Below are 14,875 nucleotides of genomic sequence, written 5' to 3' on the forward strand. Positions count from 1 at the left end.
CAGCCGGGTGGCTGGCAGTCGGCTTTTTTGTGACCGATAGAGTCAACGTTCGATCACCCGCAAACGACCCGCCGGCTGAGCAAATTCTGAGGGTTCGGTCTCATGACGCCAGCGATGGAGCAGGGCTAGCTGAAGCCGGAGGGACGCAAACAACGCTGGCTGCGTAACCGGCTCTGGCTGAGGCGGTACATCGACCAAAGCTCTCCCCGTTTGCAGGAAAACCAAATTCCTTGGTCCCATTGTCATCAAAGCGTTACACGAAGCTTCCTAAGATACCTAGACATCTGTACATCACTCATAGCCCTTCAGGCTGTTGCGTGGAGCAAGACCTGTGTTCTTCATTTCTAGAGCTTTGCGCAGCGCACTTACCTTATGGGCAATTCTTACCATCGTGTTTTTTGCGACACGGTTGACGGGAGATCCAACAGGCTTCCTGATGCCGCCAGAGATGCCCGAAGCACAACGAATTGAGCTTAGGGCAAAGCTTGGACTGAATGATGACATCGCAACACAATATCTAGGATATGGCGAAGCGCTCCTTCGGGGAGATTTTGGGCAAAGTTTCTTCTCCAAAAGACCAGTTGTCGAACTTTTTATGGAGCGGGTCCCCAACACTCTTCTTTTAACCGTTCCAGCGTTTGTGTTGTCTGTCGCCATCGGCTTGTGCGGCGGCCTATGGGCTGCGCTCCGTCACAATAGTCTCTTCGATCGTTCGCTCACGACTGCAACAGTTGTGATGCAGGCTATCCCAAATTTCGTGGTCGGCATCGCCACCATCTTAATCTTCAGCCTCTCCCTCAGGCTTCTGCCGAGTGGCGGCATGGGGACGTGGAAACATTTTATCCTGCCCGTGATCACGCTCGCTCTTGCGACGTGCGCGAACACAGCTCACCTCGTCCGAACCTGCATGCTTGAGGTCTTAGCACAGGATTACATGCGCTATGCCCGCAGCAAAGGATTGAGCCCAGCTGTCGTCGTGCTGAAGCACGGGCTGAGGAACGCAATACTCCCTGTCTTGACTATTATGGGTTTGCAATTCGGCGGCCTGGTTGCGGGCGCGGTCGTGACGGAGTCGGTCTTTGCCTGGCCTGGCGCAGGGCGTCTCGTGATCGATGCTGTCATGAAACGCGACTTCGCCCTGCTTCAATTCGGAATTCTGGTTTTCTCGGCAGCGATTATCTTCGCCAACCTTCTTGTCGATGTTGCCTACGGCCTGCTGGATCCCAGGATACGTGAGAGGTGATCATGAGCATTGATATCCGCGTGCCGGAACCAATTGTTGGCGAAACCGAAGACAAGCTTGTTCTGGCTCCGCCCCGGCGTGGCCGCCCGCCGGCAGCGAGGATCATTTCGCTCTCCATTCTGTTTCTAATGATCTTGTTGGCTTTAGCTGCTCCCGCAATCACTCCACACGATATCTCCGAGCAAAGCCTGTTGAGTCGTCTCCAGCCGCCTGTTTTCGCAGGCGGCACAGACGACCATCCGTTAGGAACTGATCATCTTGGGCGCGATGTTTTTTCTCGCCTCCTTTTCGCGACGCGCACCACGCTATTCATCGCTTTTGCCGGTGTCTTTATTGGCGTCGTCGCGGGCACGCTGGGCGGATTGATTTCCGGAACGTTAGGAGGATGGGCCGACCAATGCCTGTCGGCTGTGGTTGACGCGCAGGCCGCTGTGCCAACCACTTTGGTGGCTCTGACAGCAGTCGCATTAGCTGGTACGCATCCACTCGTTTTGGTGCTGATCATCGGCTTTTCGGACTACTATAGGTATGCCCGCATCGTCCGCGGCCAGGTCGTGGCCCTCCAAGGACGCAGTTTCATCGAAGCGGCTCGATGTTCAGGGGCGTCGCCTTGGCGTATCGCGATGCGTCACGTTCTTCCCAACACGTTCTCGCCCGTCGTCGTTCTGGCCAGCTTGAGCTTTGCCGAGATCGTCGTACTGGAGTCTTCACTTTCTTTCCTCGGCGTAGGTGTTCAGCCGCCAAATGTTTCCCTCGGATCGCTACTCGGCGAGGCCAGAAACTACCTGATCTCCACACCTTGGCTCGCGATATTCCCGTGTGTCGTGATCGTTATGATCACCGTCGCGGCAGCCACGATCGGTGATTGGCTGCGTGCCTCCCTCGATCCCCGGAGCCGCACGTAAGAGCCGCAGCTCCAATCCCATTTCCTGCAGGAAAGACTAGCCACCATCACCTTAATCTTGGAGACCCCATATGCGAAAACTACTCTTGGCCATCGCCATGCTGCTGCCGACCTTCGCTGTCGCGCAGGAGGATACGAGGCCGCCACTCACCGTTGGCGTCAACACGGTTCGCGCCAATTTCGATCCTGGGCTAGCTCTCGGGAATGTGGACATACCCATCACCTACAACATGTTTGATACGCTGGTCGCGAGGGACTTTTCCAAAAGCAAGGACCGGACGTCCTATCAACTCGTGCCCGGCTTGGCAGAGAGCTGGAAGCAGATCGATGACCGCACCATGGAGTTTTCACTCCGGCCCGATGTTCATTTCCACAATGGTCAGCCTCTCACCAGTGCTGATGTCAAATTCACGTTCGACCGCATCCTGGATCCGGCTTCCGATTATGTCGAAGCCAGGAATCTTCTCAAGGTTATCGAGCGAATCGACGCCGTCGATGACCTAACTGTGAGGATCACGACGAAGGCACCAAGCCCGATCCTGCTTCAGCTGCTGGCCTATCACACCAGCGAAATCGTGCCGAAGGCATATTTCGAGTCGGTCGGAGAAAGCGGTTTTGGGCAAAAGCCAGTGGGCACAGGTCCATTCGATTTCGTCAAGCTCCAGCCTGATGAAAGCATCGATCTCAAAGCAAATGACTCCTACTTCCGTGGACGCCCCACGATCTCCAGATTGACGTTCAGGTCCATACCAGAGGTGTCGGCAAGAATAACTGCACTTGCAAATGGTGAAGTCGACATTATCAACAGCATACCTCCGGATCAATTAAAAGCCGTGGAAAGTCTGGGTTGCTGCGAAGTTCGCAGTGTCTTGATGAACCACCACTTCATTCAATACAACACCTATAATCCGGTGATGGCCGATGTGAAGCTCCGACAGGCCCTCAATCTAGCGATCAATCGCCAGTTGCTCGTCGATGCCCTATGGGATGGCAAGGCCACGCTTCCGCATTCGGCGCAATACGAGGCATGGGGACCCGAGCTTTATGACCCCAATCGCCCGACTCCGCCGTTCGACCCGGATCGAGCTCGTCAGCTGCTTAAGGAATCATCGTACAAAGGGCAGCCGATCTTCTACGTGACGCACCCAGTGTACTACACCAATGGCGTCGCTGTTGCGGAAGCCGTCGTGCAGATGTGGAAGGCGATTGGCGTAAATGCCAGTGTCCGCGTCGATGAAGGATGGACCCAACTCACCAAGGACAATCCGGTACTTACCGCACGAAACAGCTCTGACTGGGTCGTGCCAACGGATCCTGCGGTCACCCTCTACATGACTTGGTCGAAGGACCTTTGGAAAGACGAGGCGCGCTTCGACGAACTGGCCGAGGAGGGCGAGACGACCCTCGACAGGGGACGTCGTCACGACATCTACCAGAAGATGATCGACCTTTTTGAGGAGGAAGCTCCGGGCACGTATTTGTACCGCGCACCGGAATTCTACGGGGTCCGATCAGGTATTGAGTGGCTCCCGAACACTGAATACACAACGGACTTTCGCCCCGACAACATTCACTTCACGAAGTGAAAAGCTAGACCTCCCGGCAACTAGGTAAGTCTAGGATGAAACAGAGCGAGCTTCTCCGTGTCGAAAATCTACGCACCTATTTCTACTCCCAAGGTCGCACTGTCAGAGCAGTCGAAGATGTGTCGTTCTCGGTTCAGCAAGGGAGTACTGTGTGCCTTGTCGGAGAATCCGGATCGGGCAAATCGGCAACTGCCTTTTCTATCCTGAACCTTATCCCAAAGTCGATGGGGCGCGTAGTTGCGGGGAAGGTCCTCTATGGAGGGGAGGACCTTCTCCGGGTTTCTCAACGACGTCAACGCACGATCTTGGGCAACGAAATTGCCATGATATTTCAAGAACCCGCGGCGGCGCTTAATCCCGTCTACACCATAGGCGAGCAGATCGCGGAGGTTCTTCGAACCCATAAACAGTGCAGTGCTCGTGAGGCGCGCCGGCAAGCAAAGGCAATGCTTGATCGCGTCGGTATTCCCGACGCTCAACGCCGCCTGGACGATTACCCGCACCAGCTGTCCGGTGGCATGCGACAAAGAGCAATGATCGCGATCGCACTCTCGTGTCGCCCTAAGTTACTCATCGCCGATGAACCGACCACAGCGCTCGACGCGACAGTTCAATCGCAAATTCTCGGCCTCCTTCACGAGTTGCAGGCGGACACCGGCATGGCACTGCTGTTCATCACGCATGACCTCAGCGTCGTCGCCGAGATCGCTGACCGGGTTCTGGTGATGTACGCCGGCCGAATTGTCGAAGAAGGCGATGTCATCCAGATATTCGACGATCCGTGGATGCCCTACACTCGCGGTCTACTAAAAGCCCGGCCGGGCCTCCACTCCGGAGACGGATCTTCCCGGCGGCTTTCTGCCGTGCCCGGCGATCCTCCGGACCTCGCAAACCTGTCAAGTGGCTGCTCCTTTCGCCCACGATGCTGCCATGCAGCCGCTGATTGCGCCTACCGCCCACCGGACCTCGAAACAGTCCGCGGGCACAGTGTGCGTTGCATGCATTGGCGTCAAATCGTGGAGGCCGCTGGGGAGCCGGAGGCTGTCCTATGAATGCTCATATTAGCGATATTGAAACGCCCGAAACCGGTGCAGTCCCGATCACCAATGGTGGCAAGCCCTTGCTTGAAGTTGACAGCCTTCGCGTCCATCTGCCACTCCGCAACATCTCACCGTTCAGGTTGAAACGATCCATAAAAGCCGTCGATGGAATATCGTTTTGCATTGCTCCTGGCGAAATCGTGGGCGTGGTCGGCGAATCCGGCTCAGGCAAGACGACATTAGGTCGGAGCTTGCTGCGGCTTGTCACGCCGAGTTCCGGTCGGATCCGATTTAAAGGGACCGATCTGACAGCTCTGTCGTCCAAAGAGATGTATTCTTTTCGGCGGCAAATGCAGATGGTGTTTCAGGACCCGTATAGCAGCCTCAACCCGCGCATGACTGTGGCGGAAATTGTGGGTGACCCGCTGTCAATCCACAAAGCTCATCTGACAACGCAGGCGCGGCTCAGTCGGATCGCCGAACTCTTATCTCAAGTCGGAATATCTCCTGCACACGGCACGCGTCACCCTCACGCTTTTAGTGGGGGGCAACGCCAAAGGATTGCCATCGCCAGGGCCCTGGCCACCGAGCCGGATTTCGTCGTCGCCGATGAGCCCGTATCGGCGCTCGATGTTTCAGTCCAGGCTCAGATCGTTAATCTACTTCTTGATCTGAAGGAAAGGCATGCTCTTACGATCCTGTTCATCTCGCATGATCTGCGAGTGGTAAGCCATATAGCAGATCGGGTAATCGTAATGTATCTCGGTAAGGTCGTGGAAATCGCACCGGCCGAAAAATTTCGAAATGCGCCCGCTCATCCTTATACCGAAGCCCTGGTTTCAGCGCTTCCCGTTCCCCATCCAAGTCTTCGCCGAGCACGGGTAGTTCTGAAAGGCGAAGTTCCGAGCGCTGTTACACCTCCATCAGGCTGCGTCTTTAGAACGAGGTGCTCAATTGCCAGCGCAGAATGTGCCAAGGTCACGCCAGATCTTCGGCAAGCCGGCGCAGGCCACTGGATAGCATGTATAAAACGTTAATCTCTCTTTGAGTGAGCTAGATTGCAATGACGCATCGAAAACTTCTTCTCATAATGATCGATGGCGTGAGCGCCGACTATTTCCAGGAACATGCCAACCGTCTGCCAAACTTATCGTCACTGGCAGCCGATGGATATCTCGTCCGCCGCATGCGCTCTGCGGTACCAGCGACCTCCATGCCGGGTCGGGCTTCGATACTCACAGGTGTCGGAGCCGAGATACATGGTATCTTTGGCAATCGCATCCTGAGTGACGGCGCCTTTGTTGCAGCTGAAGCAGAACACCTCCTCGTTCCGACGATTGCGACTCTTGCCTCGCGTGCCGGCCTCGACGTGGCTTGCATCGGGCACGCCCTCATTAAGCCGGAAGATACGTCCATCTATGTTCCACCTTGCTGGCTGCGTGGCCCGGGCTTCATCAAGATCCCCAGCGATGGGAGTACGCCGTCACTGCTGAAGATAAAGGATCCACGCGGCCGACTGGGGGCCATCCCGCTGCCCTCTTATGTACCTGAATTCAGCGGGCCGGACGGCGTATCCAGCATTACGAGGACGCTTATCGGTGACCAGCTTACGATCGCCGCGGCCGCCAGCCTGCTCGAGTCAGAAGAGGCACCTGATCTTCTCATTACGGAGATCAATGCCACGGACGCCTTCCAGCATGACTTCGGCTATGGGAGCGACGAAGCTCATTTCGCGATCGCTTTCGCGGATTCTCTCGTTGGTCGTTGTTTGGATAGTCTGCGCCGGGCAGGTCGGCGTGATGATTACACGATTGCGATCGTCAGCGATCATGGCCACCGTAACATCAAAACATCAATCTTGCCGGACCTGATCATTCCGGGAAAGGTGTGGCAGTCCGAAGGTGCGACGCTGCACGTTTTGGTTGAAAGCGATATGGACCGCCGAGAGGTAACCATGAAATTGCTCCGGTATGGCGCAGAGGTCTGGAATGGCGATCATCTGCCAATTGAACTCCGCAACAGAATTGCCACTTTCACGGCGCCGCCAGAATGTGATTTCGAAGAGACCCCGGCAGACCATCCGGCAGACCAACCGGTCGGCTGTCCGAAATACAAATCTACCCATGGTTTTCGACCTGGCTCTGCTGCGGATGATCGTGTTTGCATTATTTCCGGGCCGGCTGTTCCGAATGAGGTCGCGGAAGGGGCTGAAGCGACGCGCTTAACTCCAACGCTTTCATGCGTCCTTGGACTGCCCGGCGATACATTTTCCGATTGCCCGCTTTTCCGATAATACACAGTGAGCAGTTATACCGCTCCAGGAGACGATATTGATTCGAATCGAAAAGAAAATGGTGATCAATGAAGCGTTGGGAACTGGTTCGGTCCGCTCTACTCAATGATATTGATGCGGGAGCCTTCCAGGATGGCCGCCTGCCTGGCGATTTTGTCTTGGCAGACCGATTTGGCGTCAATCGGCATACCGTGCGCAATGCCATCAAGGCTTTGGAATCTGAAGGCGCCTTGCGAGTTCAGCATGGTGTCGGAACCTTTGTTGCTGATGATTTCGTTTCACACAAACTGAACAGCGATCCCAGGTTCACTTATAAGCTCCTTGGTCAGAACAAGTCCGTGAAGCGGGAGATACTGTCGATCAACGAAACTTCTGTCGAACCTGATATTGCAAGTCATTTGAACATCGCTCCCTCAGCACTGGTTACCGAGGTCAGGTCGACCTCGTTCATCAATGATTGGCCTTTGGCGACCGGAACGAGCTACTATCCGGCAGCGCGCGTTCCTGGCCTCGCCACCGCATTCGAGGGAATGAACTCTCCCACTGCCGCCTTGAAGCGCTGCGGCATCGCGGAATATAAGCGGAAATGGACACGGATCACGGCCCGAAGACCTAGCTCGCAAGAAGCGCAGCTCCTGCGAATATCTTCGTCCAGCCCGGTACTTTTTGAGACCAATGTCGACGTAACGCCGGATGGGTTACCGATCAAATACGCTTTCAGCGTCATACGAAGCGACCGGTACGAATATCTTATTGAAACGAACGAATAAGCACGAAGAGTCGCGTGTGAACACGGCGGCTTATTCGCCGAGACCACCTCTGGCGGATCAGGCGGCCCTCTGCCAGTCGGGATCGCAATAATACTTGATGGGCCGATGCCCTGTCATCAAATCGTTGCAAAAAGGAACTATCTCTATCCGAAGATACCTAGACATCTAGGCATCAATGTCCAACACCCTGATGAGCCCGGACCTGAGCCGGGCGTTTAATCGAAGCGGCGAACACCGGTGCGGATTGAAGTTGTAAAGCGGCAGCGATGGATGGCGGTTCTCGCGCGAGCCCGATGCGATGAACTTGAGCGGGCCTGGGACAACCTGGCCATCCAGCCGCAATTTGATTGGCTTCGCCGACCGGAAACCGGCCTCGTGCTTGTGCGTGGACGCGCCGGGGGTACGGGCGCCCTATTCAACCTTGGTGAGGTCACGATGACCCGATGTGCCGTTAGGTTGGCCGATGGCATGACGGGCTTCGCCTTCGTCCTCGGGCGCGACCAGCGTCATGCACAACTGGCGGCAGTTTTCGATGCGCTGTTGCAAGGAACAGATGACAGTGCGAGCGGCGTACTTCGGTTCGTTACCGAATTTGGAATCGCGCAATCCGCCCGCCGTGAGATCAAGAGCCGCAAAGCGGCTTCGACTAAGGTCCACTTTTTCGCAATGGCTCGAGGCATGAGTCCGGAATGATCAGCGTTTTGGATACTGCCGGGCTTGAGCCCGGATTCGCAAATCCTGTCTTCGATAGCCAGGACACATTCCGCCGTGTGTTAGATGCGTATGCATATGTCGGCAGGCCGCAAACGCTGGTCTCTGCCACTGCGGCAGTCGGTCCCCTTGATCCGGCGACCGCCGCCGTCTGCCTCACGCTTGCGGATTGCGAAACACCGGTCTGGCTCGATTCCCGGTCGAATCTACCTTCGGTTCGCAAGTACCTTGGGTTTCACTGCGGGGTGCCGTTTGTGGACAGCGTTGAAAGATCGACATTTGCCATTGTGGCGAATCCGATGACGATGCCGCGCTTGGCCGAGTTCAATCCCGGAACAGAATTGGAGCCTCAGGCCTCGACGACGATTGTTGTTCAGGTGCCATCTCTAAACGGCGGTCCGCCCGTTCGGTGGCGTGGGCCGGGCATCCAGCGCGAAGTTTCGGTGGACGTTGATGGGCTTGCATCCTGGTTTTGGGAGGACTGGAAGCTCAATCATGAGCTTTATCCGAGTGGAGTCGATGTTCTCTTTACGTCCGGAAATGCAATCATCGCTCTTCCTCGCAGCATCTCCGGGGAGATCTAGATGGCCTATGTTGCCGTAAAAGGTGGGGAGGAGGCTATCCTCAACTCACATGGTTTGGTTGCGGAGGATCGGCGGGGAGACCCAGCAGTTCCCGAACTCACGGTCCGGCAGATTGCCGAGCAGTTCGGTCTTGCTGTCGACCGAGTGATGTGTGAGGGCTCTGTCTACGATAGAGAGCTTGCGGCATTGGCATTGAAACAAGCCCAAGGCGACGCCGTTGAGGCGATCTTCCTTCTCCGGGCGTTTCGCACGACTCTACCGCGCTTGGCAGTGTCAAACGCGCTCGATACAGCCCGGATGGCCATTCAGCGACGTGTCTCAGCAACCTTCAAGGACATTCCCGGAGGGCAGATACTCGGTTCGACCTATGAGTACACACATAGGCTGCTTGATTTTGATCACCTCGATATTGTTGATTGCGACAAGCCGAAAGCGAAGGTCGCGGATGATCCGCTGGATCCAACTTTTCCGCGTGCCTTCGACAGCATTTCCGACGAAGACCTGATTGAAGCCGAGTTGCCGGAACCCGATCAGTCACCTGTTTTCGATCTCACCCGAGATCCTCTTGCCATGCCCGCCGGTCGCGATCAGCGCTTGCAAAATCTGGCCCGTGGCGATGAGGGATTTGTCGTGGGTTTGGCGTATTCAGCGCTGCGTGGCTATGGCGCTGCCCATCCCTACGTAGGGGAAACAAGGGTTGGGGACGTTACGATAGAAATCCTACCCGAGGAATTGGGCTTTTCTGTTTCTATTGGCGATATCATCGTCACGGAATGCCAGATGCTGGATTTCTTCGGGGGCTCGGAAGACGAGCCTGCGCGCTTCACCCGCGGATATGGTCTCTCATTTGGAAAGAGTGAGCGCAAGGCGATGGCAATGGCAATCGTTGACCGATCGTTGCGCTGTCGGGAATACGGCGAGGAAGCAAAATACCCTGTTCAGGATGAAGAGTTCGTTCTGTCCCATACCGACAATCTCGAGGCGGCCGGTTTCGTCTCGCATCTCACTTTGCCTCACTATGTCGATTTCCAGGGCGACCTGCAATTCATAAGACAGTTGCGGGAGGAGCATAACCGCCGCCTTTCAAGCAAGGAGGCCGCGGAATGACGGGACCTCATGGCAACGCAGCCGGCCGCAGCTTCCGCCAACCCTACAATTTTGCGTATCTGGACGAACAGTCCAAAAGGATGATCCGGCGATGCATTTTGAAGTCCATGGCCGTTCCAGGCCTTCAGGTTCCGTTTGGCAGCCGCGAAATGCCGCTGGCCTACGGGTGGGGGACCGGCGGCATTCAAGTCACAGCCAGTGTCATTGGACCAAACGACACGCTGAAGGTGATTGACCAGGGCGCGGACGACGCAACGAATGCTGTCTCCATCCGGCGATTTTTCAAGCGTGTGGCCGGCATCGCTACGACCGAAATAACCGAGGCTGCCACAATCATTCAAACACGTCATCGGGTGCCCGAAACGCCTCTCAAGGAGGGACAAATTATCGTCTACCAAGTGCCGTCGCCCGAACCGTTGCGCCGGCTGGAACCGAGGGACTCCGAAACCCGTAAGATGCATGCTTATGCAGAATATGGTCTGATGAGTGTCGAGCTTTACGAAGATATCGCGCGCTTTGGTCATATTGCGACGACCAACAGCTATCCAGTTATGACAAACGGGCGATATTTGATGTCGCCCTCACCTATTCCCAAATTTGACAACCCGAAGATAGCGAACAATCCAGCCATTCAGCTTTTCGGCGCGGGCCGTGAAAAGCGGATTTACGCCGTCCCCCCCTACACACAGGTGCAGAGCCTGGATTTCGAAGACCATCCGTTTCGTGTGCAGCGATGGAGGCAATGCTGCTCCCTTTGTGGGGCGACTGACAGTTATCTCGATGAGATCGTGATGAGTGACAAGGGTCGGCGGATGTTCGTTTGCTCGGACACCGACTACTGCACTACTCGCCGGGACCATGGTCACCTTGGACCGGATCGTGGCGATCCCGCCGACATCGAATTGCTCTTACCCTCGAAAATCGCAACGGGATCGGAATCACGATGAGAGCAGCGGCTCAGTTCCAGCCCGCCCGCCGCCAGCCGCTGCTTTCCGTCCGGCAGCTCACGAAAATGTATGGAAAGACGGTAGGCTGCCGGGACCTTTCGTTCGATCTCTTTCCAGGGGAAATCATCGCGATCGTCGGGGAATCCGGATCCGGAAAGTCGACGTTGCTCAGCTGCCTGTCGGGACGTTTGATGCCTGATCAGGGTTCCGTCATTTACGATCTGAATCATAAAGGACCGACGGACATTTTGACCTTATCGGAGCCGGAACGCCGGAAGCTGATGCGGACGGACTGGGGACTCGTCCACCAAAACCCGCGAGATGGCCTTAGAATGGAAGTCACCGCTGGTGGCAATATAGGGGAGCGGCCAATGGCAGTCGGTGCACGCCACTATGGTCGCATACGAGAAGAAGCTCAGGATTGGCTTGCCAAGGTTGAGATTGACCTGCTGCGCACAGATCATCGACCGAAAACGTTTTCCGGTGGCATGCAGCAACGTCTGCAAATTGCCAGAATTCTCGTTACCAAGCCGCGCCTCGTCTTTATGGACGAACCGACGGGCGGCCTCGATGTATCGGTTCAAGCCCGGCTGCTCGACCTGCTGCGGTGCCTGGTCATGAATATCGGAGTGGCTGTCGTGATAGTCACCCACGACCTGTCTGTTGCCCGACTATTGGCGGACCGCATCATCGTGATGTGGCGAGGAAACATGGTGGAGACCGGCCTCGCCGACCAGGTTCTGGACGATCCGCATCATCCCTACACGCAGCTTCTCGTTTCCTCGGTGCTCTGAATGATCATAAGAACGGATACTTCACCGCACCGTGCAGCGGCCAAGCTCTCCACGAACGAACTGACATTAACCGGCGCGCGACTTGTTTTGCCGGATGAAGTTTATGATGGAACAGTCCACATCATCGATGGCTACATCGACGACATCGCCGCCGGCAGAAGCACAGTGCCTGGCGCGATCGACCTCGAAGGCGGCTATGTGACGCCAGGCCTCATCGATCTCCATACCGACAATTCGGAGAAGCATGCACTGCCGCGCGCCGGCGTGGTGTGGAATCATCTTTCGGCGGTCATGGCACACGATGCGCTGGTCATAGCAGCCGGCATCACGACAGTTTTCGATTCCCTTTGCATAGGATCAACGACCCGGGATCATACCAGACAAGCTGATCGAGCTCGCATCCTACCCGTTCTCATCGACGGGATTCGTGAAGCCAGGGCCCACGGACTGCTTCGAGCGGATCATTTTCTGCATTTGCGTTGCGAGGTGACCGACGAAGAGGTGATGTCCGTGTTCACGCCTTTGGTCGGCGATCCGCTTGTGAAACTCGTATCGGTGATGGACCATGCCCCTGGTCATCGCCAATCGCCCCAACTCGACCGCTTCCGTGAAATGCAAATCAAGCAGTATGGCTGGTCGGCAGAGGACGCCGACCGTCGAATCGAAGCATGGATCGATGCCTCACGGACGATAGGACCTCAAAACCGAAGCCGAATTATTGCCCTTGCGCGCGCTCGGCAACTGCCGCTCGCCAGCCATGATGATGAAACACCTGAACATGTTCGAGAAGCGAATGACGCTGGAGTTTTGATCTCTGAATTTCCGACAACCCGGGCTGCTGCGGAAATTGCGCGCTCCCTTGGCATTTGCATCTTAATGGGCGCACCGAATATCGTTCGCGGCAGCTCGCACTCGGGAAACATAAGCGCCCGTGAGCTGGCGACAACCGGTCACCTCGACATCCTTGCCTCGGATTACGTTCCGGCGAGCCTGTTGCATGGAGCCTTTCAACTGACAAGGGATCCGATCGGGATGAGTCTTACGAAGGCCATTTCCACGGTTAGTTCGGTCCCTGCCTCGGTGACCGGCCTTTGCGACAGAGGGATGATTGGAATCGGCGGCCGCGCCGATCTCTGCCACATCGTTGAAATCGCCGACATTCCCGTTGTTCGCGGAGTGTGGAGGCAAGGTCGTCAAGTATTTTGACAGAAAGCGGACCGCAAGCATACGGTCCGATGACCTCAAGGAGAATTGTCTGGTGATATCCTCAGCAACGGACCCCGCACTTCGCGCCGTTGGCCTTGCCAAGACCTTCACGCTGCACGCCCAGGGCGGCATTGTCCTGCCTGTCTTCGACAATATCGAACTCACGGTCAACGCCGGTGAGTGCGTCTGCCTCGTCGGTCCTTCCGGCGCCGGCAAGTCGACGCTCCTGCGCTCGCTTTACGCCAATTACAAGCCGGATGCCGGCAAGATCCTCGTCGTACATAGGAACGAAACCGTCGATCTTCTCGCCGCCGAACCTTGGGAGGTCGTCGAAATCCGCCGCAGCGCGATCGGCTACGTTAGCCAGTTCCTGCGCGTCATCCCGCGGGTGCCCGCCCTCGACGTCGTCGCGGGCCCCGCCATCGCCAAGGGCATCCCGGCCGACCAGGCCAAAGCGCTTTCCAAAACGCTGCTCACGCGTCTCAACATTCCCCAACGGCTCTGGCCGCTCGCACCAGCAACCTTCTCCGGTGGCGAGCAGCAGCGTGTCAATATCGCCCGCGGCTTCGTCGTCGACTACCCCATCCTACTCCTCGACGAACCGACGGCTTCTCTCGACGCCGCCAACCGGGCTACCGTCGTCGACCTCATCACCGAAGCCAAGGCGCGCGGGGCAGCGATCGTCGGCATCTTCCATGATGAAGAGGTACGCCGAGCGGTTGCTGATCGGTTGTTCGCGGTCGGGAAGCTTTCGGCAGACGACTGGCTGTCGCAACTTGCTGCCGGCAAGGTTGCGGTCTGATGCGGGACCCATCCTCACCTGATACGCCATCTAATCGCGCGGCCGATGGTTTCGGGAAGCAAAACCGACCAAGCTCGCGCTCGCATGCTGTGGGTCCAGCTAGCTCGGCAACTAACTTGAGATGACCGTTTCCGGCCATTCAAGTAGAAAATGTTGCGCCAAGATGGTCGAATATTGTCCTCGATGGCGCGTGTCTCAGGTTGTTTAGCTCGCCAAGCGGTGGCATACAATTCGTGGCAGCTTGGGGTAAACGCCACAGATGGCACTTTTTCGTTATCTTAGTGATGACGCATTTCTGATCTTCTCACGCAAATTCCGGTTCCTCTACGAGGCGGCGTTACTGGACACCTACGAGCGCTTCTTCTCGCGTGGAGCGTCCTTCCCCACCCCCAGGAGGTGGTCCATGCAATCTACGATCTCATCAAGCGAATGCCCGAGCTTCTTGCCGAGGGCGACGACGTTGGCGAAGGCCTGCCTGACCCGGTGTCCAAGCGTCGTCGGCGCCTGAAGTTCGCTGGCGAGGCGAACGAGGCTGCGGAGGCAGCGTTGCGGGTCGCGAGCGTTGCCTACCAGAAACTGCTCAAGTAGCCGTAACCGTCGGGATGCGACCCGCGATACTCCTCCCAGTGTGACGCCGAACGTCGTCATGCGAGCGGCGAGTTTGAGGCGCTCGTTGACGAACTGTAGGCATCGCATCGGGTCAGGGCTTGCCGTAGAAGTTCTCCGAACGAAAGGTCGAAAAGGGTCGCCCCCGGCTGTTCGATGCCGGCTACCAAGCGTCTGATTTTAACAGCTAGCTGCTTTCCGGCCTCCGCGGCCAACGCGATCCGACATCTCCTGTCACCTTTGTCGGGTCCGCAACACAAGTTTATTTAGCCAATTTAATAT

The 14,875-nt window shown here is 56.6% G+C and carries 15 protein-coding genes; all 15 read left to right on the forward strand.

Annotated elements, in window-relative coordinates:
* The first annotated feature begins 331 nt into the window (after positions 1-331).
* The 15 genes from CN311_RS16970 (at position 332) to CN311_RS32615 (ending at position 14,575) form a co-directional block, all read left to right on the forward strand.
* Positions 332-1,243, forward strand: coding sequence for an ABC transporter permease (locus tag CN311_RS16970; protein ID WP_097574904.1), 912 nt, complete (start codon positions 332-334; stop codon positions 1,241-1,243).
* 2 nt (positions 1,244-1,245) lie between these two features.
* Positions 1,246-2,148, forward strand: a complete 903-nt coding sequence (locus tag CN311_RS16975; protein WP_097574905.1) for an ABC transporter permease — start codon at positions 1,246-1,248, stop codon at positions 2,146-2,148.
* A 70-nt stretch (positions 2,149-2,218) separates the two neighbouring features.
* Complete coding sequence (locus CN311_RS16980) at positions 2,219-3,733, forward strand: ABC transporter substrate-binding protein (RefSeq protein ID WP_245440852.1); 1,515 nt, start codon at positions 2,219-2,221, stop codon at positions 3,731-3,733.
* A gap of 35 nt (positions 3,734-3,768) precedes the next feature.
* Positions 3,769-4,785 (forward strand): ABC transporter ATP-binding protein, encoded by a 1,017-nt coding sequence (locus tag CN311_RS16985; protein WP_097574906.1) that lies wholly within the window; start codon positions 3,769-3,771, stop codon positions 4,783-4,785.
* A complete protein-coding gene (locus CN311_RS16990) occupies positions 4,782-5,810 on the forward strand; it encodes an ABC transporter ATP-binding protein (protein ID WP_097574907.1) in 1,029 nt (342 codons plus the stop codon). The genes CN311_RS16985 and CN311_RS16990 overlap by 4 nt, the downstream gene beginning before the upstream one ends.
* Before the next feature lie 26 nt (positions 5,811-5,836).
* A complete protein-coding gene (locus CN311_RS16995; RefSeq protein ID WP_245440853.1) occupies positions 5,837-7,066 on the forward strand; it encodes an alkaline phosphatase family protein in 1,230 nt (409 codons plus the stop codon).
* Between the two features lie 68 nt (positions 7,067-7,134).
* On the forward strand, positions 7,135-7,836 hold the full coding sequence (gene phnF / locus CN311_RS17000) for a phosphonate metabolism transcriptional regulator PhnF (protein ID WP_097574908.1): 702 nt from the start codon (positions 7,135-7,137) through the stop codon (positions 7,834-7,836).
* Positions 7,837-8,106: 270 nt separating this feature from the next.
* On the forward strand, positions 8,107-8,529 hold the full coding sequence (gene phnG / locus CN311_RS17005; RefSeq protein ID WP_097574909.1) for a phosphonate C-P lyase system protein PhnG: 423 nt from the start codon (positions 8,107-8,109) through the stop codon (positions 8,527-8,529).
* Positions 8,526-9,131 (forward strand): phosphonate C-P lyase system protein PhnH, encoded by a 606-nt coding sequence (gene phnH / locus CN311_RS17010; RefSeq protein WP_097574910.1) that lies wholly within the window; start codon positions 8,526-8,528, stop codon positions 9,129-9,131. Before phnG ends, phnH begins: the two co-directional genes overlap by 4 nt.
* Positions 9,132-10,238 (forward strand): carbon-phosphorus lyase complex subunit, encoded by a 1,107-nt coding sequence (locus CN311_RS17015; protein ID WP_097574911.1) that lies wholly within the window; start codon positions 9,132-9,134, stop codon positions 10,236-10,238.
* Complete coding sequence (locus tag CN311_RS17020; protein ID WP_097574912.1) at positions 10,235-11,185, forward strand: alpha-D-ribose 1-methylphosphonate 5-phosphate C-P-lyase PhnJ; 951 nt, start codon at positions 10,235-10,237, stop codon at positions 11,183-11,185. Before CN311_RS17015 ends, CN311_RS17020 begins: the two co-directional genes overlap by 4 nt.
* On the forward strand, positions 11,182-11,979 hold the full coding sequence (gene phnK / locus CN311_RS17025; protein WP_097574913.1) for a phosphonate C-P lyase system protein PhnK: 798 nt from the start codon (positions 11,182-11,184) through the stop codon (positions 11,977-11,979). Before CN311_RS17020 ends, phnK begins: the two co-directional genes overlap by 4 nt.
* Entirely contained in the window at positions 11,980-13,185 is a 1,206-nt protein-coding gene (phnM, locus tag CN311_RS17030; protein ID WP_097574914.1) for a phosphonate metabolism protein PhnM, read from the forward strand.
* Between the two features lie 52 nt (positions 13,186-13,237).
* Positions 13,238-13,987, forward strand: a complete 750-nt coding sequence (gene phnL / locus CN311_RS17035; protein ID WP_097574915.1) for a phosphonate C-P lyase system protein PhnL — start codon at positions 13,238-13,240, stop codon at positions 13,985-13,987.
* 429 nt (positions 13,988-14,416) lie between these two features.
* The gene (locus CN311_RS32615) at positions 14,417-14,575 is read left to right on the forward strand and encodes a hypothetical protein (RefSeq protein WP_165779730.1); all 159 of its coding nucleotides are present in this window, start codon (positions 14,417-14,419) and stop codon (positions 14,573-14,575) included.
* Positions 14,576-14,875 lie beyond the last annotated feature (300 nt).

Source organism: Mesorhizobium sanjuanii, assembly GCF_002529485.1.
In the GTDB taxonomy this organism is placed as follows: domain Bacteria; phylum Pseudomonadota; class Alphaproteobacteria; order Rhizobiales; family Rhizobiaceae; genus Mesorhizobium; species Mesorhizobium sanjuanii.